Consider the following 21,979-nt stretch of genomic DNA (forward strand, 5'->3'; position numbering starts at 1 on the left):
TGTTTTTCATACAAAATTGTGATCGCTTCTTGTACACCTTTATTAAACACTATTTTACGACCCATGGCAAGAGCTTTTGTCTATGTGGAGAGATTTGGAGTCTATGTGGTATTTGCTTTTTCTGATAGCATTTGAAATATGGTATAATAGCACTAATCAATTTCTAGGAAAATAGATACAGAAAGGGGCTGAAAGATGTCTCATATTATTGAATTGCCAGAGGTACTGGCAAACCAAATAGCGGCAGGAGAAGTGATTGAACGTCCTGCTAGCGTGGTCAAAGAGTTGGTAGAAAACGCCATTGACGCGGGTTCTAGTCAGATTATCATTGAGATTGAGGAAGCTGGTCTCAAGAAAATCCAAATCACTGATAATGGTCATGGAATTGCCCACGATGAGGTGGAATTGGCCTTGCGTCGTCATGCGACCAGTAAGATAAAAAATCAAGCAGACCTCTTTCGGATTCGGACGCTTGGTTTTCGAGGTGAAGCCCTGCCCTCTATCGCTTCTGTCAGTGTCTTGACTCTGTTGACCGCGATGGATGGTGCTAGTCATGGAACCAAGCTCGTTGCGCGTGGGGGTGAAGTTGAGGAAGTCATTCCAGCGACTAGTCCTGTGGGGACCAAAGTTTGTGTGGAGGACCTCTTTTTCAACACACCTGCACGTCTCAAGTATATGAAGAGCCAGCAAGCGGAGTTGTCTCATATCATTGATATTGTCAACCGTCTGGGCTTGGCTCATCCTGAGATTTCTTTTAGTTTGATTAGTGATGGCAAGGAAATGACACGAACAGCAGGGACTGGTCAACTACGCCAAGCCATCGCAGGGATTTATGGTTTGGCGAGTGCTAAGAAGATGATTGCCATTGAGAACTCTGACTTAGATTTCGAAATTTCAGGTTTTGTGTCCTTGCCTGAGTTGACTCGTGCAAACCGCAACTATATCAGCCTCTTCATCAATGGCCGTTATATCAAAAACTTCCTGCTCAATCGTGCTATTCTTGACGGTTATGGAAGCAAGCTCATGGTAGGGCGTTTTCCACTGGCTGTCATTCACATCCATATCGACCCCTATCTAGCTGATGTCAATGTGCATCCAACCAAGCAAGAAGTGCGGATTTCTAAGGAAAGAGAACTGATGGCGCTGGTTTCAGAAGCTATTTCAAATAGTCTCAAGGAACAATCCTTGATTCCTGATGCTTTAGAAAATCTTGCCAAGTCGACTGTGCGTAATCGTCAAAAGGTAGAGCAGACCATTCTCCCACTCAAAGAAAATACGCTCTACTATGAAAAAACAGAACTCTCAAAACCCAGTCAAGCTGAGGTGGCTGACCACCAGGTTGAATTAACTGAGGAGGGTAGGGACCTAACCCTGTTTGCTAAAGAAACTTTGGACCAATTGACTAAGCCCGCAAAACTGCATTTTGCAGAGAGAAAGCCTGCTAACTACGACCAACTAGACCATCCAGAGTTAGATCTAGCTAGCCTCAATAAGGCTTATGATAAGCTGGAGCGAGAAGAAGCATCCAGCTTCCCAGAGTTGGAGTTTTTCGGACAAATGCACGGGACTTATCTCTTTGCCCAAGGGCGAGATGGACTCTACATCATAGACCAACATGCGGCGCAGGAACGAGTTAAGTACGAGGAATACCGTGAAAGCATCGGCAATGTTGACCAGAGTCAGCAACAACTCCTAGTGCCCTACATCTTTGAATTCCCAGCAGATGATGCTCTTCGTCTCAAGGAAAGAATGGCACTTTTGGAGGAAGTGGGTGTCTTTTTAGCAGAGTACGGAGAAAATCAATTTATACTGCGTGAACATCCTATTTGGATGGCAGAAGAAGAGATTGAGTCAGGCATCTATGAAATGTGTGATATGCTCCTCTTGACCAAGGAAGTTTCGATCAAGAAATACCGAGCAGAGCTGGCTATCATGATGTCCTGCAAACGGTCTATCAAGGCCAACCATCGCATCGATGACCACTCAGCCAGACAACTCCTTTATCAGCTTTCTCAATGTGACAATCCTTACAACTGTCCCCACGGACGTCCTGTTTTGGTGCATTTTACCAAGTCGGATATGGAAAAAATGTTCCGACGAATTCAGGAGAATCATACTAGCCTCCGTGAGTTGGGGAAATATTAAGAACACAAAAAGCCTTTGTTTTTTCCAAACAAGGCTTTTTAGCTTTTCTATGGTGGGAATTTTGAATGGACATGGCAACTTGCCATGAGGTTTACACTTGCTTGACAAGATCAGTTCTAAAAAATATTGCGAAAACGGAATTAGGTGATTCAAGGTTTTCTAGAGTCATCTTTGTCAGAAGGATTCTCAAGACCAATCACTTTATCAAGATAACGTTGTTTGGTTTTGAGAGCCTTGTTGATAGCAATCGCTGAAGCAATCAAGAGAATGAAGATCAGCCAAATCCAGGCAGTGAACTCGGCTGGAAAACTAGAACCAGCTAAAAAGAGATAGGTAGCCACAGCCAAGACGAAAATATAAATCACTTGCCAGATACCAAAGGATTTAACCTCTTTATAGTATTTGTCCTTATCTTCCTCCAAGATCACTTCCGAGGAACCTTTTTCAGAGTTTTCATCCAGTAGTAGATAGTCAGTTGTCACTTGAAAAATCTTGCTTAATTCAATGATTTTTTCGATTTCAGGAAGGACTTGTCCAGACTCCCATTTGGAGATGCTTTGCCGAGAAACATTGATTTGTTCTGCTAGCTTTTCCTGGGACCAACCTTTTTTCTTTCTGAGTTCAAATAGTTTTTCTGCGAGTTTCATCATTCTATCCTCCTTTTTCTACTTCTATCCTAACAATTTTTACTTATAATGAGAATACAATCTCCTGTACTATTTGTCAACCAGAGGTTGCACCTTTTGTTGCAGTCTGTCTTGGGGAAATATGGTATACTAGATAGGCAAAATAATGGAGAAAAATTATGTACGAATATTTAAAAGGAATCATTACCAAAATAACTGCTAAATACATTGTCCTAGAGGTAAACGGTATCGGTTATATCTTGCATGTAGCCAATCCCTATGCTTACTCAGGTCAGGTCAATCAAGAAACTCAAATTTATGTGCACCAAGTTGTTCGTGAGGACGCGCATCTGCTCTACGGTTTTCGCTCAGAAGATGAGAAGAAACTCTTTCTCAGTCTGATTTCGGTATCAGGGATTGGTCCTGTATCAGCTTTGGCTATTATCGCAGCCGATGACAATGCTGGCTTGGTTCAAGCAATCGAGACTAAGAACATTACCTACTTGACTAAGTTCCCTAAAATTGGCAAGAAAACAGCCCAACAGATGGTGCTAGACTTGGAAGGTAAGGTAGTTGTGGCTAGCGATGACCTTCCTGCCAAGGTGGCAGTGCAAACCAGCGCTGAAAACCAAGAACTGGAAGAAGCTATGGAAGCCATGTTGGCACTGGGCTACAAGGCAACCGAGCTTAAGAAAATCAAGAAATTCTTTGAAGGAACGACAGATACAGCTGAGAACTATATCAAGTCGGCCCTTAAGATGTTGGTAAAATAGGAGAAGAGTATGCCAAAACGCTGTGGTTGGGTTAAAATGAACAACCCTTTATATGTAGCCTATCATGATGAGGAGTGGGGCTACCCCCTCCATGATGACCAAGCATTGTTTGAGTTATTGTGCATGGAAACCTATCAGGCTGGTCTATCTTGGGAAACGGTACTAAACAAACGCCAAGCTTTCCGAGAAGCATTTCATGGATATCAAATTCAGGCGGTCGCGGAGATGGCAGATGGGGAGTTGGAAGCCTTGTTAGAGAATCCAGCCATCATCCGAAATCGTGCCAAGCTCTTTGCGACGCGTGCCAACGCCCAAGCATTTTTACAAGTCCAGAAAACCTTTGGCTCTTTTGACGCTTATCTCTGGTCCTTTGTTGAGGGAAAAACGATCGTGAATGATGTTCCTGACTATCACCTAGCACCTGCTAAAACAGCCTTGTCTGAAAAGTTATCTCAAGATCTCAAAAAACGAGGCTTCAAGTTCACAGGTCCAGTCGCAGTTTTAGCTTTTCTACAAGCGGCAGGTCTGATTGACGACCACGAGAATGATTGTGAGTGGAAAAGCGGAAATAAGTGAGTGCAGGCGTCTAATTATCTGAGAATATAGAAAAAGCTGAGAAGAGTTTCTCAGCTTTTTGATTATATGCTAGTAACTTTTATAGTGCAGTAAGAAATGTCAGTCCACCTAAGACAACGCCAGCTGAGTTTGGAATAATTAGTATCCAATCCTTCTTAGGTTCTTTTGTCCACCCGTAAATAACCCAAATTAAACAAGATACTGCTGCGGATAAAGGCTGGAATGGTTGAGCTTTGTTGCCTTGTAAATTGGCAAAAATTTGTGGGATGTAGGCGATAAATACAATAATCCCGATAAAGGCCCCGATTGAACCGACAATTTGATTTATTTTTTGTTTAGTCATATACACCTCCTTTAAAAAGATATCATAGAAATAAGCAAAATGCAATAAATTCAGACACAAATTGTAACGAAAATCAATACCAAAGCACAAAAATGGAGAAATTGTTTATTTTTTGTTATCGTCAAAGCGAATGACTTGCTCCTGTGCATCTACATAGGCGTGAACACCAAAGGGAACAATGGCTCTTGGCGTTGCGTGGCCGACATTTAGATTATAGACAATCGGGATATTGTTATCAATGATATCCAATAGTGCTTCCTTATAGTCGTCATAGAAGGTTTCATCCATTGGCTTTCCGATCAAGAGTCCACTGATTACCTCAAATACTCCAGTTTCTTTCAAAGTCTGCACCATCTGTTTGAAGTTTTCCGGCTCAGGCTTTTCTTCGCTTGTTTCTAGTAAGAGAATCTTTCCTTCCCAGTCTGACAAGTCAGGGAAAAGTTTGTATTTTTGGCAGAGGTCGGTGCTATCTGCGTGTAGAGAGTTGTCAAAAATATCATAGAGAGACTCAAGACAACCACCGAGAATTTCTCCCTCAAACTGAGCATTTCCTTGCAACAAGTCAAAACCAGTATTTGTATGACTGATACGAGCTGTTCCCAGGGCCTTGGGACTAAAGTCAATCCGTTCCTCATACCAAACGTCACTAGGTCGGATTTCTGAGATTCTTCCTGTCTTGATCAATTCTTTAAAGTAGTGAAAGCTATAGGGCAACATCTCATTGTCTAATTCACAAATGTCTGCTAAAAAGGATTGCCCATAAAAAGTCTTGACCCCTAGTTTGTGCAACATAAGGTGGTTCATAGTGGTATCTGAGAAGCCAAGAAAAATCTTTGGCTTGATAACCTTTTGAAGCTGGTCGTTTTCAAAAAGATAAGGTAGCAAGCGATAGGTATCATCCCCACCGATGGCGCATAGGATCATGTCGATGCTATCATCAGAAAAGGCCAGCATCAAATCTTCTGCACGTGCCTCAGGATGATCCTTGATAAAGTCTAAACCTTTTAACGAATGGGGGAAAAAGATAGGATTGAGTCCCAAATCCTTAAGACGTTGGACACCCAAATCGACTTCGTGTTTGACAAAATCCTCTCCGATAATGCCACTAGACAAACTCACAATACCAATAGTAGAAATCATATCTCATCCTCCTAGAAATAGATTGATCCTATTTTATCACAAATGGTGAGAGAAAACTACGATAATGAGACTCAGAAGTGCTATTGGATCTCAAGAAAGCAAGTGAAAAAGCAACCGCCTGTGCAGTTGCTTTTCGTTTTTCTAATCTCGCTAGATATGAGTTACTTGGTCAACTCTTGATTATAGGAGAGGGCTAAATCAATCCAGTAAGGAAGTTCTTTTTGACCTTCGATATCTAGGTCTATATAGCCATGATAAGGTCGCCCTCTCATCAATGTAGTATGAGCTCCTGTTCGGGGTAGAACTTGCTTCTCCATTTCTTTGCCAATTCTCACCATAACCAGCTCGTCCTTTCTGGAACTGACTGTAAGGACCATTTTCCCACGAATCATAAAGGCCAGGCCACCAAACAGTTTCTTTTCTTCTAACTCTTCTTCGAAAATTTGGGGAGGAAGTTTAAGTGCTAGAATTTTTCGAATCTGCTGAGCTAAAGATTGACTATATGCCATAGCTTTTCACTTTTCTTAATAACGTGATGGGCCCGCGCTTGCGCTTCGGATATTGAAACGTTTCTTGAGATAGAAGCGAAGGGCGAGAAGGGCTGCTCCCAGGATAGCCAAAGGCAATGGAGCAAGGACTGGATTGAGGTTGGCTGGTAGGAAGCTTGTTGCAAAGAAGACAACCAACCAAAGGACCATAGAGGCCAAAATTACTAGGATGGATTTCCAGAATGGAGGACGTTGGCTACGGTCTGTGTCTGGTCCATAATACTGGTAGACAAAGTAGTACATCAAGTAGAAGGCAAGTCCTCCTACAAGTCCAACCAACAAGAGGGTAATCAACCCATAGCCAATAGCCTGATCTGTAGAGAAGAAGGTAGTCAGAGCGCTAACCAATGCAAAGAGACTGGTGATAAAAAGGGCTGAGTCCATAATCATGAGTTTTGGATCGTCATTTTCTTTTGGATGCTCTTTTTCGTATTGCTCCTTGACAGTGAAGCTATGAGCCCAGTGGGTTGGAGCCCCGTAGAGGGAACGTGCAGTCGTTCCTTTGGCTTGTTCTTCAAGGATTTTAGGAATGACTTCCTCAAAGATAGTCTTGATTTCAGCGTCTGTTTTACCATCTTTGATAAATTGTTGGGTAGCGATGTGGATAAATTCTTGGTTTTTCTTGGTTAGTTTCTGTAAATCAATCTGAGACATAGGGATTCCTCTTAGAACCATTTTTTATGGATGAGATAGAGAGTGAGCGAAACACTCATAGCAAAGGCGATAAAGACGATTAACCAGAAGGCGTGTGGCTCGCCGTTCAGAGGGATTTCATTATCCTTGAAGTTCATCCCGTAGGCTGAGAAGATCATGGTTGGGATAGACATGACGATGGTCACGAGAGCTAGGGTCTTCATGATGTTGTTCTGGTTATTGGAAATGATAGAGGCAAAGGTCTCTGTCATAGAGTGAAGGACGTTTCCATAGATATCTGCCATTTCAATGGCCTGTTGGGTTTCAATCAGAGTGTCTTCGAGTAGGTCTTCGTCTTCTAGGTATTTCTTGATATTGCTAGTTGCGCTGGTCAATTTCTTAATCACGCGCTCGTTCGTCTTAAGTGAGGCCTTGAAATAGACGATGGTCTTTTCCAATTCCATGAGCTCGATCAGCTCTTCGTTTCGAGTAGACTTGTGAAGTTGACTTTCGATTTGTTCACTCTTACGGTCAATCGAACGAAGGGCCGTAAGGTAAAGTTCGGCGTTGCGGTAGAGAATCTGGAAGATAAAGCGTGAACGCATGAAGGTGTAGAAGTTGCGCAGTCTACGGTTGATAAAGACATCAAGAACAGGTAGTGATTCCAAGCAGGTAGTGATAATGGTTTCCTCGGTGATGATAATCCCTAGCGGAATCGTAACGTAGTAGGTGCGATTGTTTCTTTCCTCTGTGATGGGAACGTCCACGATGATCAAAGTATACTCGTCTTCGATGGTAATACGGGACATTTCTTCCGCATCGAGCGGTGCTCGAAGGTCGGCAATGTCAATGTCGAAGGCGTTAGCGATTTCCAACGATTCATTTTGTGTAGGATTGACGAGGTTGATCCAAGTACCCGGTTCAAGCGTGTCGATCTCTTTAAATTCAGTTGTTGTTGAGAGAAAAACTTGTTTCATATCCCCTATCCTTTCCTACTATTCAGTGATTCATTTTTTGCACCGTACTATTATACTATAAAAACAGCTTTTTGGGTAATAGAATTTCACATTTTTTGGTATAATGGAAAGCAATAATGGACTAGAAAGAACAAAGATGCAAGATAAAATTGTCATTCATGGGGCTCGTGCCCATAACTTAAAAAATATCAATGTGGAGATTCCTAGAGACAAGCTGGTCGTCGTAACGGGCTTGTCAGGATCTGGAAAATCCAGCCTAGCCTTCGATACCCTCTATGCGGAGGGACAACGTCGCTATGTAGAGAGTCTATCAGCCTATGCTCGTCAGTTCTTGGGCAACATGGAAAAGCCTGATGTAGATGCCATTGATGGCCTCAGTCCAGCTATTTCCATCGACCAAAAAACGACCAGTAAAAATCCTCGTTCAACCGTCGGGACAACAACTGAAATCAATGACTATCTGCGTCTCCTCTACGCACGTGTGGGGACGCCTTACTGTATCAACGGCCACGGGGCTATTAAGGCCTCTTCTGTGGAGCAAATCGTTGATCAGGTTTTGGAATTGCCAGAACGCCAACGTCTGCAAATCTTAGCTCCTGTCATTCGTAAGAAAAAAGGGCAACACAAGAGCGTCATTGAAAAGATTCAGAAAGACGGTTATGTCCGCGTCCGTGTGGATGGGGAAGTTTATGATGTGACCGAAGTGCCAGAGTTGTCCAAGAGCAAGCAACACAATATCGATGTTGTGGTCGACCGTATTGTCATCAAGGAGGGCATTCGTAGCCGTCTCTTTGATTCCATTGAGGCTGCCCTTCGTATCGCAGAAGGTTATGTCATTATCGACACTATGGACGATTCTGAGTTGCTCTTTTCTGAGCATTATGCCTGTCCAGTTTGTGGTTTTACAGTACCAGAGTTAGAGCCTCGTCTCTTCTCCTTCAATGCACCTTTTGGTTCTTGTAGTGAGTGTGATGGTTTGGGAATCAAGCTGGAGGTTGATACTGACTTGGTAGTGCCAGATACCAGCAAGACCCTACGTGAAGGTGCACTTGCACCTTGGAATCCTATCTCATCCAACTACTATCCAAATATGCTTGAGCAGGCCATGACAGCCTTTGGTGTGGATATGGATATCCCCTTTGAGGACCTGTCAGAAGCGGATAAGGACTTGATTCTCTATGGTTCAGAAGGCAAGGAATTCCATTTCCACTATGAAAATGAATTTGGTGGTGTGCGGGATATCGACATTCCTTTTGAGGGAGTTGTCACTAATATCAAACGTCGCTACCACGAGACGAATAGTGACTATACTCGCACCCAAATGCGTCTCTATATGAATGAACTGACCTGCGGAACCTGTCACGGCTATCGTCTTAACAATCAGGCCTTGTCTGTTCGTGTGGGTGGGGAGAACGGGCCCCATATCGGAGAGATTTCAGACCTGTCTATCGCAGATCACTTGGAGTTGGTCAGCCAGTTGACTCTGTCTGAAAATGAAGCCATCATCGCCCGTCCCATTCTCAAGGAAATCAAGGACCGTTTGACCTTCCTTAATAACGTTGGTCTAAACTATCTGACCCTATCTCGATCAGCAGGTACCCTGTCAGGTGGGGAAAGTCAGCGTATTCGCTTGGCGACCCAGATTGGTTCCAACCTCTCAGGAGTCCTCTATATCTTAGATGAGCCGTCGATTGGACTTCACCAGAGGGACAATGACCGCCTGATTGCCAGTCTGAAAAAGATGCGTGATTTGGGCAATACTCTCATCGTGGTAGAACACGACGAAGATACCATGCGTGAGGCGGATTATCTGATTGACGTTGGTCCGGGTGCCGGTGTTTTTGGTGGCGAGATTGTTGCTGCAGGAACACCCAAGCAGGTGGCTCGTAACAGCAAGTCTATCACAGGTCAGTATTTGTCAGGGAAACGTGCCATTCCAGTACCAGCAGAGCGCCGTGTCGGAAATGGTCGCTTTATCGAAGTGACAGGAGCGCGTGAGAACAACCTGCAAAATGTTACTGCCCGCTTCCCACTAGGAAAATTCATCGCTGTGACTGGGGTATCAGGTTCTGGGAAATCGACTTTGATTAACAGTATTCTCAAAAAAGCAATCGCTCAAAAACTTAACCGCAATTCAGACAAACCTGGTAAATTCAAAACCATCACAGGGATTGAGCATGTAGACCGCTTGATTGACATTGACCAGAGCCCGATTGGACGAACGCCGAGGTCTAACCCAGCTACCTATACGGGAGTTTTTGACGATATACGTGACCTCTTTGCCCAGACAAATGAGGCCAAGATTCGAGGCTATAAGAAGGGCCGTTTCAGTTTCAACGTCAAGGGTGGTCGTTGCGAAGCCTGCTCAGGTGACGGGATTATCAAGATTGAGATGCACTTCTTGCCAGATGTTTACGTTGCTTGTGAAGTTTGCCACGGAACCCGCTATAACAGTGAAACCTTAGAAGTTCACTACAAGGAAAAGAATATCTCGCAAGTTTTAGATATGACCGTCAACGATGCGGTGGAATTTTTCCAACACATTCCCAAGATTCAACGTAAACTCCAGACCATCAAGGATGTAGGGCTGGGCTATGTAACCTTAGGACAACCAGCTACCACCCTCTCTGGAGGAGAAGCTCAGCGTATGAAGCTGGCTAGTGAACTCCACAAACGCTCGACAGGTAAGTCCTTCTACATTCTGGATGAGCCGACGACAGGACTTCATACCGAGGATATCGCTCGCTTGCTTAAAGTCTTGGCTCGCTTTGTAGACGATGGCAATACAGTCCTCGTTATCGAGCACAATCTAGATGTTATTAAAACAGCAGACCATATCATCGACTTGGGACCTGAAGGCGGTGTTGGTGGAGGAACCATCATTGCAACAGGAACTCCAGAAGAAGTAGCGGCCAACGAAGCCAGCTACACAGGACACTATTTGAAAGGAAAGTTACATCATGAATAAACGTGTGCAAGCATTTCTAGCTAAAATGCAAGAAAAAGAACTAGATGGTATCATCATCAACAACCTTAAAAACGTCTATTATTTGACTGGTTTTTGGGGTTCAAATGGAACAGTCTTTATCAGCCGTGACCGTCAGGTTTTGGTGACAGACTCTCGCTATATCATTGCAGCTAAGCAAGAAGTGACAGGTTTTGAGATTGTGGCTGACCGCGATGAATTGGCTGTTATTGCAGGCATTGTTAAGGATATGGGCTTGTCTCGCGTCGGTTTTGAAGACGAGATTTCGGTTTCTTATTACCACCGTATGCAGGCTGCTTTTGCAGGTTTGGACTTGCTTCCGCAGACTCAGTTTGTTGAAGCGCTTCGTATGATTAAAGATGAGAAAGAGATTGCGACTATTCGTAAAGCATGTTCTATCTCAGACCAAGCTTTTCGCGATGCGCTTGATTTTATCAAACCTGGAAAAACTGAGATCGAAATTGCCAACTTCCTTGACTTCCGTATGCGTGAGTTGGGAGCATCTGGCTTGTCTTTTGATACCATTTTAGCAAGTGGCATCAACTCTTCTAAACCTCACGCCCACCCAATGCACAAACCAGTAGATCTGGGAGAAGCCATTACCATGGACTTTGGCTGTCTCTACGACCACTATGTTAGCGATATGACACGGACCATCTACCTCGGTCATGTCAGTGACGAGCAGGCAGAGATTTACAATACGGTTCTAAAAGCCAACCAAGCCTTGATTGACCAAGCTAAGGCAGGATTAGGTTTCCGTGACTTTGACAAAATTCCTCGTGATATTATCATCGAGGCAGGCTACGGTGATTACTTTACTCACGGTATTGGACACGGTATCGGACTGGATATCCACGAAGAACCCTACTTTAGCCAAACTTCCAAAGAAGTCATTAAATCTGGCATGGTCTTGACTGATGAACCGGGTATTTATATTGAAGGTAAATACGGCGTTCGTATTGAAGATGATATCTTAATTACAGATAACGGTTGCGAATTGTTGACTCTAGCGCCGAAGGAATTAATTGTTATTTAAGAAAATTAAGATAAATCATTGACTTTTATATTTTAAAGGTTTATACTGATAGACGAAAACGGTAGGTGAGGCTACCATAGGGATACGGATGACTACCGCAAAGCAGTGGAGACACTACTCGTTGGTCAACAGTCCTGGTCGCGAAGGCCAAGACTAAGCTCATTACATCGCCCTATGGAGTTAAAGCTTGAACGAAAAAACAGATAATTAGTTTTTTAATCCTGCCATTTTATGGTGGGATTTTCTACTGTTTTAGAACAAGGAAAGGAGACAAACGATGCAAATTGACGATCATCCAGAACCACACATACACAGCCAATCGCTGATTTGTGTCGTTCTGCCCTTATAAAGTGATTGGTCTCTGTGTATGAAACATATCATTCATACAGATAGGAGAAACCAATGAAAACTACAAAAGAAAGATTAGCAACAGCTATTCATACACCTTTAAAAGAAACTCTATCTTTTTATAAGACAAGTCTAACAGGCTTGACTGAGGAGCAGGTGGAGAAAAATCGTGACCTATATGGCGAAAACACCATCACTAAAGGTCAAGAAGACAGTATCCTCAAAAAGATTTACGAATCTATTATCAATCCATTTACAATCATCCTTCTTGTCATCGCGATGATCTCCATGGTGACCAATGTCTGGTTGGCGAAGCCTGGACAAGAAGATCCGACGACCTCTATCATCATCGTCGTTCTCGTTCTAATATCTGGTGGCATTCGATTTGTCCAAGAACTGCGAAGTGACAAGGCTGCGACTAATCTATCAAAAATGATTGTGAACACTGCCACAGTTATTCGCGAAGACCAGAGTTTAGAGGTTGCAATTGAAGATTTGGTCGTTGGAGATATAGTCAAGTTAAGTGCTGGGGACATGATTCCAGCAGACCTCCTTTTAATTGAATCACGTGATTTCTTTGTCCAACAGTCTGGTTTAACAGGTGAAAGTGACTCGGTTGAAAAACTAGCCTTGTCAAAAATGAGTCAGTCAAACTTCGATAGTCTGCTAGAAGCAGAAGCGCTCGCCTTTATGGGAACTAATGTGATATCAGGAAGCGCCAAGGCTTTGATTCTAGCGGTCGGTGATGACACCATGATGGGGAAAATAGAGCAGACTCTCAATACCTATGACGAGTCTACCTCTTTCGAACGGGATATGAACAGTATCTCCTGGCTTTTAATCCGTTTGATGTTGGTCATGGTTCCCATCGTATTTCTTTCCAATGGTTTGACGGATGGAGATTGGTTAGAAGCTGGCGTATTTGCTTTGAGCGTGGGTGTCGGGCTTACACCTGAGATGCTTCCCATGATCATCACGGCCAGTCTAGCAAAAGGCTCCATTATCATGGCCAAGGAAAAAGTCGTTATCAAAAAACTCAATGCCATACAAGATCTAGGTGCTATTGATATCCTGTGTACGGATAAAACCGGAACACTTACCCAAGACGAAATTGTCCTTGAATATCCTTTGGATATACATGGAGATTTGGATTTATCTGTGTTGAGACGTGCTTATCTCAATTCCTATTTTCAAACCGGTTTGAAAAACTTGATGGACCGTGCCATCATCAGTAGAACTGAAAAAGAAGCTAAAGAACACGCTATTCTACAAAATTTGGATACTAGCTTCCAAAAAATCGATGAACTTCCATTTGACTTTGAACGTAGACGGATGAGTGTCATCGTCAAGGATGAGAACGAAGTTGTTAGTTTGGTAACCAAGGGTGCCCTAGAGGAAATGCTTGCGATTTCAACCCATGTGGAATATCAAGGCCAGATTAGCCCTCTGACGGATGATATCCGAGTGGAAATCTTAAAAGAAGTAGATCAACTTAATCAACAGGGATTGCGAGTCTTGGGAGTCGCCTATAAAACAGGCCTAAAAGAAGGTTTTGCTTACTCCGTTGAAGATGAAAAAGAGATGATTCTAACAGGATATCTTGCCTTTCTAGATCCACCAAAACCATCAGCAGCGCCTGCTATCCAAGCTTTGTTAGAACACGGTGTTCAAACAAAGATCTTGACGGGGGACAATGAGAAGGTAACCCAAGCAGTTTGCGAAAAAGTTGGTCTAGACGTTGATCAAATCTTGTTGGGTTCTGATATTGACGCCATGTCGGACGAAGAGTTGGCTCAAGCAGTCGAACATGTGACCGTCTTTGCCAAACTCTCTCCGGATCAAAAAGCACGAATCATTTTACAAATCAAATCGAATGGACATTGTGTCGGCTATATGGGAGATGGGATTAATGATGCCCCTTCTATGAAAGTAGCCGATGTGGGGATTTCTGTTGATACAGCAGTAGATATTGCAAAAGAAACGGCTGATGTCATTTTGCTAGATAAGGATTTGATGGTGCTTGAAAAAGGGCTGGTTGAAGGGCGTAAGGTCTACGCTAATATGACCAAATATATCAAGATGACGGTCAGCTCTAATTTCGGGAACATTTTCTCTCTGTTAGTGTCTGGTATCTTTTTACCTTTCCTTCCTATGGCTCCGATTCACTTGATTGTGTTAAACCTCGTCTACGACCTTTCTTGTATTGCCTTGCCATTTGATAATGTGGATGAAGACTTTTTGAAGCATCCTCATAAGTGGGAAGCCAAGTCTATTACTCGTTTTATGATTTGGATGGGTCCGATTTCTTCTGCCTTTGATATTTTGACCTTTATCTTGCTCTATTTTGTTATTGTCCCAATGGCGACAGGTCAAGCTTATGCTCACGGAGCAGAGTCGGCAACGGGCTTTATCATTTTGTTCCAGACAGGTTGGTTCATTGAATCCATGTGGTCCCAAACCATGGTTATCCATATGCTTCGTTCAGCAAAACTTCCTTTCTTACAAAGTCGTCCATCATGGTTTGTTCTTGGAACAACCTTGCTAGCAGCTAGTTTTGTGACCTTCCTTCCCTACTCTTCAATTGCTAGCCTGCTTCATTTAACCCCTTTGGAACCAATTTATTTCCTCTTTTTGCTTTTGATTATCGTTCTCTATATGATAAGTGTTACAGTTGTGAAACGATTGTATATCAAAAAATTTAAAAGTTGGTTATAAATTGATTTTGTCAAGAAAAAAGTACGAAAATCGCGAAAAAAGTTAATTTTTTTTAAAAATAGGTCGCAAGTCGGATGTTTTTTATGGTATAATAGACTAAACTGATAGTAACATGTAGCGAAAGGGGTAGGTACATGATCAAAATTTATACAGTCTCAAGTTGTACTAGCTGTAAAAAAGCGAAAACCTGGCTCAATGCCCACCAGTTAAGTTATAAAGAACAAAATCTCGGTAAAGAAGGAATTACAAGAGAAGAGTTATTAGATATTCTCACGAAAACAGATAATGGAATTGCCAGTATCGTTTCGTCAAAAAACCGCTACGCTAAGGCACTTGGAGTTGACATCGAGGATTTGAGTGTCAATGAAGTGCTCAACTTAATCATGGAAACACCACGGATCTTAAAGAGTCCGATTCTCGTTGACGAGAAGCGCCTGCAAGTCGGCTATAAAGAAGATGATATCCGTGCCTTCTTGCCACGCTCTGTCCGTAATGTAGAAAATGCAGAAGCACGTCTACGTGCAGCTCTATAAAACATCAAGGCTGGGAGTGACTCCTGGCCTTGTTTGCTCTTTTGTTTTAAAATCAAGTGAGGAATTATGAAAAAGTTACTAATTGCTAGTTTTGCTCTCCTCTTTTTGCTTGCGGGATGTGGGCAAAAAAAGGAAACTCCTGCTGCTTCTACAACAGCATCTGACCCCATCCAATCAAACCTTCCCGTTTTGGACAATGCCGAAAAGAATACGGTTGTCACCAAGACCCTGTTGATGCCGAAGTCAGAAAATGGAACGCAACAGATTCAGACCATTACCTATAAAGGCAATCAATTTTTGACCTTGACCATCCAGCAAAAACGACCTGTCGGGGATGAACTCAAGACCTTTATCTCTGAAAATGGCCTAGAGGAGACGCAAAAAGCGCTTCTAGAAGCGGAAGAGAAGGATGAGACCATCCGAGAGGCGCGTAAACTGGCAGGATTTACACTGGAAACCAAGCTACTCAGCGAGACAGAAATCCAGACCACAACGACTTATGATTTTCAAGTTTTGGATGTCAAAAAGGCATCTCAACTAGAATATTTAAAAAATATTGGTCTTGAAAATCTCTTAAAAAACGAACCTAGCCAATATATTGCAGATAGAGTGGCAAATGGGGCGACAGAACAATAGAAAATCCAAATTAATAGACTGACTTATTTGTAGAACGTCAGGGAATGTGCTATAATAGTACTATTCTAAGGAAAGAGGGTGTTAGAATGGGATTTACTGAAGAAACTGTACGGTTTAAATTGGATGATTCCAATAAGAAAGAAATTAGCGAAACGTTGACAGACGTCTATGCTTCTTTGAACGACAAGGGCTACAATCCGATTAACCAGATCGTCGGTTATGTATTGAGTGGTGACCCTGCCTACGTTCCTCGTTATAACAATGCACGAAATCAAATCCGTAAGTATGAGCGTGATGAAATTGTTGAAGAATTGGTACGCTACTACCTTAAGGGACAAGGAGTCGATCTATAATCTATGAGAATTATGGGATTGGACGTTGGTTCAAAAACAGTGGGTGTTGCCATTAGCGACCCACTAGGCTTCACTGCTCAAGGACTTGAAATCATCCAGATTAATGAGGATCAGGGCCAGTTTGGTTTTGACCGTATCAAGGAATTGGTTGACACCTATTCGGTGGAACGCTTTGTAGTTGGTCTGCCTAAAAACATGAACAATACCAGCGGTCCACGGGTAGAAGCTAGTCAAGCCTACGGAGCAAAATTAGAGGAACTTTTTGGTTTACCAGTAGACTATCAAGATGAGCGTTTGACAACGGTCGCTGCGGAACGTATGTTGATTGAACAAGCAGATATCAGCCGTAACAAACGCAAGAAAGTTATTGATAAGTTGGCTGCTCAGCTAATTTTGCAAAATTATTTAGATAGAAAATTTTAAGACAGAGGAGAAACTATGTCACACGATCACAACCACGACCACGAAGAACGCGAATTGATTACACTTGTTGATGAACAAGGAAATGAAACCTTGTTTGAAATTCTTTTGACCATCGATGGGAAAGAAGAATTTGGTAAAAACTATGTTCTGCTAGTGCCAGTTAATGCAGAAGAAGATGAAAATGGTGAAGTTGAAATCCAAGCTTACTCATTCATCGAAAATGAAGACGGAACAGAAGGCGAATTGCAACCAATCCCTGAAGACTCAGAAGACGAATGGAACATGATTGAAGAAGTCTTCAACAGCTTTATGGAGGAGTGATACAGTCTGGGAGACTGTATCACCCCAACTCCTAGAAACTAGAAAGAGTTGGAACATCCAGTGGATGTTTTTAGCCCTGCGCCAGAAATTAGAAACGCAGGAACGTTCGGGGAACGTTTTTAGCCCAGTTCCTTAAAATAAGAGAGAACTGGTATGTCTGGGAGACTGTATCACCCCAACTCCTAGAAACTAGAAAGAGTTGGAACATCCAGTGGATGTTTTTAGCTCACGTTGAAATTCATAGTAGCTAGTGATTAGCTAACCAGGTAAGAGGTCGGGATTTTTATCCCGGCCTCGCTTTTTATTTGCAGTAATACTTTAGTGCGCTAGTTGATTGGACTTTTGTTAAGGAGACATGTATGTTTGAAGTAGAAGAATGGCTTCATAGTCGGATTGGTTTAAACTTTAGATCTGGACTTGGACGAATGCAGCGAGCAGTGGATTTGCTGGGGAATCCTGAGAAGACTTATCCTATTATCCATGTAACAGGAACGAACGGCAAGGGGTCAACTATTGCCTTTATGAGGGAGTTGTTTGCAGTTCATGGGAAAAAAGTTGGTACTTTTACCTCTCCTCATATCATCAGCATCCATGATCGAATCTGTATCAATGGGCAACCGATTGCTGATGCAGATTTTATCCGTTTGGCGGAGCAGGTCAAGGAGATGGAAAAAACTCTTTTGGAAACACATGACCAGTTGTCCTTTTTTGAATTACTGACTCTGATTGCTTTGCTTTACTTTAAAGAGCAGGGAGTGGATCTGGTTCTGCTAGAAGTGGGGATTGGTGGTTTGCTTGATACCACTAATGTCGTAACAGGAGAGATTGCAGTTATTACTTCGATTGGGCTAGATCATCAGGAGACCTTGGGCGATAGCCTGGAGGAAATAGCCAAGCAGAAAGCTGGTATTTTCAAGGCTGGCAAGCAGGCGGTCATTGCCAAGCTTACTCCAGAAGCGGAGCTTGTCTGTCAAAAAAGAGCAAAAGAGTTAGGTGTGGATCTCTATCAAGCTGGGCGAGACTTCACCTTGAATGCTGGGGATTTTTCAAGTAAGCTAGCAAACTTTTCACAGCTTGAAATCAGTTTGGAAGGTGCTTATCAGCAAGAAAATGCCGCCTTGGCTTTAGAAACTTTTCTTCTGTTTATGGCGTCAAGAGGTGAAAGGGTCGAAGAAGAGTTTGTCAGACGGGCTTTGAAGGAGACACATTGGGCAGGTCGATTGGAACGGATTCGCCCACAAATCTACCTAGATGGGGCTCACAATCTGCCAGCCTTGACTCGTCTAGTCGAGTTTATCCAAGGGAAAATCCAGCAAGGTTACCAGGTTCGCATCCTTTTTGGAGCACTTAAACGCAAGGATTATCAGGGGATGCTAGGCTATCTATCTAAGCAGTTGCCTGAGGTGGAACTTAAGGTAACAGGCTTTGACTACCAAGGCTCTCTGGATGAAAAGGATGTGGCGGGTTACGATTTGATTCCTTCCTATGGCGACTTTATCAGAGAATTTGAAGAAAAGGCCAATGAGCAGGACTTGCTCTTCGTGACGGGCTCACTCTACTTTATCTCGGAAGTCCGAGCGAGTTTGCAAGGAAGCGATGGGATTAGTTGACCTTCTAGGCTTAAGTTGTTATACTTGAGGTAGGAGGTATATCTGGAAACGATTCCAGCAAAACATTGGCACAAAAGAAAGGAAATCGCTATGAAAACGAAAACATTCACACTTTCTATTGCTTCCCTAGCAATTCTTAGTCTTTTAGCAGCTTGTGGACCTAAGGCACAAGCCCCTACCCAGCAATCTGCTCAGCAATCATCTTCTCAACAAGAATCATCCTCTAGCGCTGCGACAAGTGCTAGTCAACCACAGGCGTCCTCAAGTCAGGACACTACTGTAGCTCAACCTACGAATATCGATGGTACCTATACTGGAAAAGATGAGAATGACCAAATCACTCTTGTTGTAACAGGTAAAACTGGTACATGGACTGAAGTCGAGCCAGATGGAGATAAGGAAATCAAGCAAGTCAGCTTTGAGCCAGAAAATCAACGTGTCATTATCGGGGATGATGTCAAAATTTACACGGTTAATGGTAATCAATTGATTATCGATGATATGGACCGAGAGGCATCTGACCGAGTGGTATTAACTAAGCAATAATGAATAAGTAAAAGTTCCAATGAGATGAAAGCTATCTTTTTGGAGCTTTTTTCTTGAAAAAGTGGCTGGCTGTTCTTTACTAACTTTTTACTTAAAACGCTTACAAATATTTGTAAAACTTCTTATAAGGTCGTATACTTATGGTAAATAATCAAATAGCGCAGAGGCGCAGGAGGAAAAGCGTATGGCTACATTTTACGTTCCATCAGTTAACCTTATTGGTAAAGGTGTTGTAAATGAAGTAGGTCCGTATATCAAGGAACTGGGATATAAGAAGGCTCTTTTGGTGACAGACAAGTTCATCGAGGGAAGTGATATTTTACCTAAGATCCTAAAACCACTAGATGCTGAAGGGATTGAATATGTGATCTTTAGCGATGTGGAGCCAAATCCGACTTGCAAGAACGTCACAGACGGAGTGGCTGCTTTGGAAGAGCATGGATGTGACTTCATCATCAGTCTTGGAGGAGGATCTCCTCAGGATGCGGCTAGTTGTATCTCTATCATCGCTACAAATGGAGGAAAACCTCAAGACTATGAGGGTCTCCACAAATCTGCTAAAAAAGGCTTGCCAGTGGTTGCAATCAATACAACAGCTGGAACTTCTGCAGAAATCACCATTAACTATGTTATTACTGACGAAGAGCGCAAGGTCAAGATGGTAATGGTTGATAAGAACAGCCTTGCCCTTATCTCAGTCAATGATCCAGAACTCATGCTTTCAAAACCGAAAGGATTGACAGCAGCGACAGGTATGGATGCTCTTACTCACGCTGTCGAAGCCTTGGTAACACCAGGTGCTTATAATGTGACCAAGAAACTCTCTATCGGAGCGATTGAACTCATCAAGGAGTATCTTCCTCGTGCTGTGGCAAATGGCCAAGATATTGAAGCGCGTGAGGCTATGGTCAATGCTATCTTCCTCGGTGGTATGAGCTTTAACAATGCTGGTTTGGGTTATGTTCATTCTATGGCTCACCAACTCGGTGCGGTATATAACTTGCCACATGGTGTCTGCTGTGCCATGCTTCTCCCAGTTGTAGAACGTGAAAATGCCAAGCGTGTACCAGAAGCTTTCCGCAATGTAGCCAAGGCCCTGGGACTCCATGTGGAAGGGAAAACAGACCAAGAATGTGCTGACTATGCTATCGCTGAGATTGAGAAACTTTCTGAAACTGTTGGTATTCCGAAGAAACTCACTGAACTCGGTATCCAAGAAAAAGACTTTGACTTTGACTACCTTTCTAAGAATGCTTTGATCGATGCTTGTGCACCTGGAAATCCATTTATGCCGACTTTGGAAGAAACCATTGCTCTCTACAAAGAACTCTTCTAAGGATTAAGTAGAGTGGAAGCGACGTATTCCCCAACATATAAATAATATTGGAAAGAACTATCATTTTGGTAGTTCTTTTTTTAAAAATTTGCTATCCTAGACATATGAGAAAAATCAAAATTGATGTGGTTGTAGTACCCTTAAGTGGGCATCTCTTCCCAACACTGAATTTACTTGCCCCCTTGTTGAAGGATCCCTTGTATGAGATTCGATTATTTACAGGACCGCAACGAAAAGCTGTTGCAGAGGAGATGGGATTCCAGGTGATCCCCATTTTAGAAAATTGTGTAGATGAGTTTGAGCGTGTAGCCAACAATGAAGGTCAATTAAACCTTTTTTCTGCTTATCGACAGTTGTCAGCTAGCCTTGATTTGATCAATGTGGTTTCAGATCAATTAGTGCAAGAGTGGCAGGAAAATCGACCAGATATTGTGATTGCGGACTTTATAACCCTCTCTGGAGGACTTGTAGCGGAACAGTTGAATATTCCCTGGATTACCACGATGGCGACACAGTTTGCCATTGAAACGACAGATGGACCGCCTTGTTTCTTTGGAGGAATGGGCAGTCCAAAAACATCTTTCCAATCTGTCCAGCAATGGCTAGGAAGAAAAGGGACTCGTTTAGGGAAACGAATCGTAAGCTTTTTATTGGGAGAACGATTGAAACGTTACGATTTTAAGCTCTACAATCAGAAAGGTCAGGAAACCATCTATTCACCCTATTCCATCTTGGGGATTGGGATGAAAGAGTTGGAGCTGAAAAGTGGTTTTCCAGAACACTACCTTTGGGTGGGACCTTTTGGCTCTTCGATTGAGAGGGCAGAAAATTATCCCCTCGATTTGTCTCCTTATGCAGGTTATAAGAAGGTCCTTGTCTCCTGCGGCACTCAGCTAGCATGGGCCAAAGACAATCTTCTCTACCAGACCCAACAATTGGCAAAAGCCCATCCGGACTGTCACTTCTTTGTAACTCTGGGGTTTGGCGGACAAGACTTCCAATGTGAGAAGGTCATGGACAATGTATCTGTGGTATCCTATCTTCCCTATAAGGAGTACATTCCTCAGATGGATTATGTGATTCATCATGGTGGTGCAGGTATTTTTTACCAGTGTATCATCTATGGTAAGCCTGCCTTGATTCTCCCCCATGACTATGATCAGTATGACTATGCAGTTCGTGGATTAGAGGCAGGGATTGCCTTGACTGCTAAACGAGAGGATACGGAAGCGATTGGACGCGCCTTTGATGAGTTGTTGGCTAGAGATGACTGGGCAGACTTGAACAAACTTAGTCGTGCAGCTCAAATCTATCAGCCAACAGAGATTCTGAAGAGCGAAATACATCGGCTCTTAGGGGACAAGGAGAAGTAAAA

General features: G+C 42.9%; 21 protein-coding genes and 1 riboswitch. Of the genes, 15 read left to right on the forward strand and 6 right to left on the reverse strand.

All coding sequences use genetic code 11. From position 1 onward, the window contains the following. Window positions 1-195: 195 nt before the first annotated feature. The gene (gene mutL, locus M1F63_RS00730) at window positions 196-2,145 is read left to right on the forward strand and encodes a DNA mismatch repair endonuclease MutL (protein ID WP_000018187.1); all 1,950 of its coding nucleotides are present in this window, start codon (window positions 196-198) and stop codon (window positions 2,143-2,145) included. Between the two features lie 149 nt (window positions 2,146-2,294). Here the strand turns inward: mutL and M1F63_RS00735 are convergent, their stop codons facing one another. Next, window positions 2,295-2,792 (reverse strand): helix-turn-helix domain-containing protein, encoded by a 498-nt coding sequence (locus M1F63_RS00735; protein WP_247940765.1) that lies wholly within the window; start codon window positions 2,790-2,792, stop codon window positions 2,295-2,297. A 158-nt stretch (window positions 2,793-2,950) separates the two neighbouring features. Here M1F63_RS00735 and ruvA point away from each other — a divergent pair, with 158 nt between their 5' ends. Both ruvA and M1F63_RS00745 read left to right on the forward strand, forming a co-directional pair. Then, window positions 2,951-3,544 (forward strand): Holliday junction branch migration protein RuvA, encoded by a 594-nt coding sequence (gene ruvA / locus M1F63_RS00740; protein ID WP_247940492.1) that lies wholly within the window; start codon window positions 2,951-2,953, stop codon window positions 3,542-3,544. 9 nt (window positions 3,545-3,553) lie between these two features. Next, a complete protein-coding gene (locus tag M1F63_RS00745) occupies window positions 3,554-4,120 on the forward strand; it encodes a DNA-3-methyladenine glycosylase I (RefSeq protein WP_247940493.1) in 567 nt (188 codons plus the stop codon). Window positions 4,121-4,199: 79 nt separating this feature from the next. Here the strand turns inward: M1F63_RS00745 and M1F63_RS00750 are convergent, their stop codons facing one another. The 5 genes from M1F63_RS00750 to M1F63_RS00770 form a co-directional block, all read right to left on the reverse strand. Further along, on the reverse strand, window positions 4,200-4,463 hold the full coding sequence (locus M1F63_RS00750; protein ID WP_000166112.1) for a SemiSWEET family transporter: 264 nt from the start codon (window positions 4,461-4,463) through the stop codon (window positions 4,200-4,202). A gap of 105 nt (window positions 4,464-4,568) precedes the next feature. Further along, window positions 4,569-5,603, reverse strand: a complete 1,035-nt coding sequence (locus M1F63_RS00755; RefSeq protein WP_247940494.1) for a S66 family peptidase — start codon at window positions 5,601-5,603, stop codon at window positions 4,569-4,571. Window positions 5,604-5,764: 161 nt separating this feature from the next. Continuing rightward, on the reverse strand, window positions 5,765-6,112 hold the full coding sequence (locus tag M1F63_RS00760; RefSeq protein WP_000331825.1) for a TfoX/Sxy family protein: 348 nt from the start codon (window positions 6,110-6,112) through the stop codon (window positions 5,765-5,767). Window positions 6,113-6,127: 15 nt separating this feature from the next. Then, the gene (locus tag M1F63_RS00765; RefSeq protein WP_247940495.1) at window positions 6,128-6,805 is read right to left on the reverse strand and encodes a DUF1129 domain-containing protein; all 678 of its coding nucleotides are present in this window, start codon (window positions 6,803-6,805) and stop codon (window positions 6,128-6,130) included. Window positions 6,806-6,816: 11 nt separating this feature from the next. Further along, window positions 6,817-7,761 carry a magnesium transporter CorA family protein gene (locus tag M1F63_RS00770; protein ID WP_000815619.1) on the reverse strand — a complete coding sequence of 315 codons (945 nt, stop codon included), beginning with the start codon at window positions 7,759-7,761 and terminating at the stop codon, window positions 6,817-6,819. A gap of 136 nt (window positions 7,762-7,897) precedes the next feature. Here M1F63_RS00770 and uvrA point away from each other — a divergent pair, with 136 nt between their 5' ends. From uvrA to M1F63_RS00830, 12 genes are all read left to right on the forward strand, one after another. Further along, window positions 7,898-10,729 (forward strand): excinuclease ABC subunit UvrA, encoded by a 2,832-nt coding sequence (gene uvrA, locus M1F63_RS00775; RefSeq protein ID WP_247940496.1) that lies wholly within the window; start codon window positions 7,898-7,900, stop codon window positions 10,727-10,729. Further along, window positions 10,722-11,783, forward strand: a complete 1,062-nt coding sequence (locus tag M1F63_RS00780; RefSeq protein WP_061421472.1) for a M24 family metallopeptidase — start codon at window positions 10,722-10,724, stop codon at window positions 11,781-11,783. Before uvrA ends, M1F63_RS00780 begins: the two co-directional genes overlap by 8 nt. A 55-nt stretch (window positions 11,784-11,838) precedes the next feature. Further along, window positions 11,839-11,990: riboswitch (M-box (ykoK) riboswitch) on the forward strand. A 195-nt stretch (window positions 11,991-12,185) separates the two neighbouring features. Next, entirely contained in the window at window positions 12,186-14,846 is a 2,661-nt protein-coding gene (gene mgtA, locus M1F63_RS00785; protein ID WP_247940497.1) for a magnesium-translocating P-type ATPase, read from the forward strand. Window positions 14,847-14,980: 134 nt separating this feature from the next. Beyond that, window positions 14,981-15,379, forward strand: a complete 399-nt coding sequence (spx, locus tag M1F63_RS00790) for a transcriptional regulator Spx (RefSeq protein WP_000591165.1) — start codon at window positions 14,981-14,983, stop codon at window positions 15,377-15,379. Window positions 15,380-15,445: 66 nt separating this feature from the next. Continuing rightward, complete coding sequence (locus M1F63_RS00795) at window positions 15,446-16,015, forward strand: SP0191 family lipoprotein (RefSeq protein ID WP_247940498.1); 570 nt, start codon at window positions 15,446-15,448, stop codon at window positions 16,013-16,015. 86 nt (window positions 16,016-16,101) lie between these two features. Beyond that, a complete protein-coding gene (locus tag M1F63_RS00800; protein WP_000507059.1) occupies window positions 16,102-16,368 on the forward strand; it encodes an IreB family regulatory phosphoprotein in 267 nt (88 codons plus the stop codon). A 3-nt stretch (window positions 16,369-16,371) separates the two neighbouring features. Then, complete coding sequence (gene ruvX / locus M1F63_RS00805) at window positions 16,372-16,791, forward strand: Holliday junction resolvase RuvX (RefSeq protein ID WP_049538550.1); 420 nt, start codon at window positions 16,372-16,374, stop codon at window positions 16,789-16,791. A 15-nt stretch (window positions 16,792-16,806) separates the two neighbouring features. Continuing rightward, entirely contained in the window at window positions 16,807-17,112 is a 306-nt protein-coding gene (locus M1F63_RS00810) for a DUF1292 domain-containing protein (RefSeq protein ID WP_000017624.1), read from the forward strand. 359 nt (window positions 17,113-17,471) lie between these two features. Next, window positions 17,472-18,722 (forward strand): bifunctional folylpolyglutamate synthase/dihydrofolate synthase, encoded by a 1,251-nt coding sequence (locus M1F63_RS00815; protein ID WP_125397593.1) that lies wholly within the window; start codon window positions 17,472-17,474, stop codon window positions 18,720-18,722. Between the two features lie 90 nt (window positions 18,723-18,812). Further along, window positions 18,813-19,268 (forward strand): SP_0198 family lipoprotein, encoded by a 456-nt coding sequence (locus M1F63_RS00820; RefSeq protein ID WP_095726307.1) that lies wholly within the window; start codon window positions 18,813-18,815, stop codon window positions 19,266-19,268. Between the two features lie 184 nt (window positions 19,269-19,452). Beyond that, the gene (locus tag M1F63_RS00825; RefSeq protein WP_139689718.1) at window positions 19,453-20,604 is read left to right on the forward strand and encodes an iron-containing alcohol dehydrogenase; all 1,152 of its coding nucleotides are present in this window, start codon (window positions 19,453-19,455) and stop codon (window positions 20,602-20,604) included. Window positions 20,605-20,708: 104 nt separating this feature from the next. Continuing rightward, entirely contained in the window at window positions 20,709-21,977 is a 1,269-nt protein-coding gene (locus M1F63_RS00830; RefSeq protein ID WP_247940499.1) for a glycosyltransferase, read from the forward strand. Window positions 21,978-21,979: the final 2 nt, after the last annotated feature.

This window comes from Streptococcus oralis, from assembly GCF_023109155.1.
GTDB classification, from domain to species: Bacteria; Bacillota; Bacilli; order Lactobacillales; family Streptococcaceae; genus Streptococcus; species Streptococcus oralis_BZ.

Excerpts from the sequence above, each read along its gene's own strand:
- M1F63_RS00735 (WP_247940765.1), bottom strand. The coding sequence starts at position 2,792 with ATGAAACTCGCAGAAAAACTATTTGAACTCAGAAAGAAAAAAGGTTGG.
- M1F63_RS00755 (WP_247940494.1), bottom strand. The coding sequence starts at position 5,603 with ATGATTTCTACTATTGGTATTGTGAGTTTGTCTAGTGGCATTATCGGA.
- M1F63_RS00825 (WP_139689718.1), top strand. The coding sequence starts at position 19,453 with ATGGCTACATTTTACGTTCCATCAGTTAACCTTATTGGTAAAGGTGTT.
- M1F63_RS00765 (WP_247940495.1), bottom strand. The coding sequence starts at position 6,805 with ATGTCTCAGATTGATTTACAGAAACTAACCAAGAAAAACCAAGAATTT.
- M1F63_RS00760 (WP_000331825.1), bottom strand. The coding sequence starts at position 6,112 with ATGGCATATAGTCAATCTTTAGCTCAGCAGATTCGAAAAATTCTAGCA.
- M1F63_RS00750 (WP_000166112.1), bottom strand. The coding sequence starts at position 4,463 with ATGACTAAACAAAAAATAAATCAAATTGTCGGTTCAATCGGGGCCTTT.
- ruvX (WP_049538550.1), top strand. The coding sequence starts at position 16,372 with ATGAGAATTATGGGATTGGACGTTGGTTCAAAAACAGTGGGTGTTGCC.
- M1F63_RS00795 (WP_247940498.1), top strand. The coding sequence starts at position 15,446 with ATGAAAAAGTTACTAATTGCTAGTTTTGCTCTCCTCTTTTTGCTTGCG.
- M1F63_RS00810 (WP_000017624.1), top strand. The coding sequence starts at position 16,807 with ATGTCACACGATCACAACCACGACCACGAAGAACGCGAATTGATTACA.
- M1F63_RS00800 (WP_000507059.1), top strand. The coding sequence starts at position 16,102 with ATGGGATTTACTGAAGAAACTGTACGGTTTAAATTGGATGATTCCAAT.
- M1F63_RS00815 (WP_125397593.1), top strand. The coding sequence starts at position 17,472 with ATGTTTGAAGTAGAAGAATGGCTTCATAGTCGGATTGGTTTAAACTTT.
- M1F63_RS00770 (WP_000815619.1), bottom strand. The coding sequence starts at position 7,761 with ATGAAACAAGTTTTTCTCTCAACAACAACTGAATTTAAAGAGATCGAC.
- M1F63_RS00780 (WP_061421472.1), top strand. The coding sequence starts at position 10,722 with ATGAATAAACGTGTGCAAGCATTTCTAGCTAAAATGCAAGAAAAAGAA.
- M1F63_RS00745 (WP_247940493.1), top strand. The coding sequence starts at position 3,554 with ATGCCAAAACGCTGTGGTTGGGTTAAAATGAACAACCCTTTATATGTA.
- M1F63_RS00830 (WP_247940499.1), top strand. The coding sequence starts at position 20,709 with ATGAGAAAAATCAAAATTGATGTGGTTGTAGTACCCTTAAGTGGGCAT.
- mutL (WP_000018187.1), top strand. The coding sequence starts at position 196 with ATGTCTCATATTATTGAATTGCCAGAGGTACTGGCAAACCAAATAGCG.
- spx (WP_000591165.1), top strand. The coding sequence starts at position 14,981 with ATGATCAAAATTTATACAGTCTCAAGTTGTACTAGCTGTAAAAAAGCG.
- M1F63_RS00820 (WP_095726307.1), top strand. The coding sequence starts at position 18,813 with ATGAAAACGAAAACATTCACACTTTCTATTGCTTCCCTAGCAATTCTT.
- ruvA (WP_247940492.1), top strand. The coding sequence starts at position 2,951 with ATGTACGAATATTTAAAAGGAATCATTACCAAAATAACTGCTAAATAC.
- uvrA (WP_247940496.1), top strand. The coding sequence starts at position 7,898 with ATGCAAGATAAAATTGTCATTCATGGGGCTCGTGCCCATAACTTAAAA.
- mgtA (WP_247940497.1), top strand. The coding sequence starts at position 12,186 with ATGAAAACTACAAAAGAAAGATTAGCAACAGCTATTCATACACCTTTA.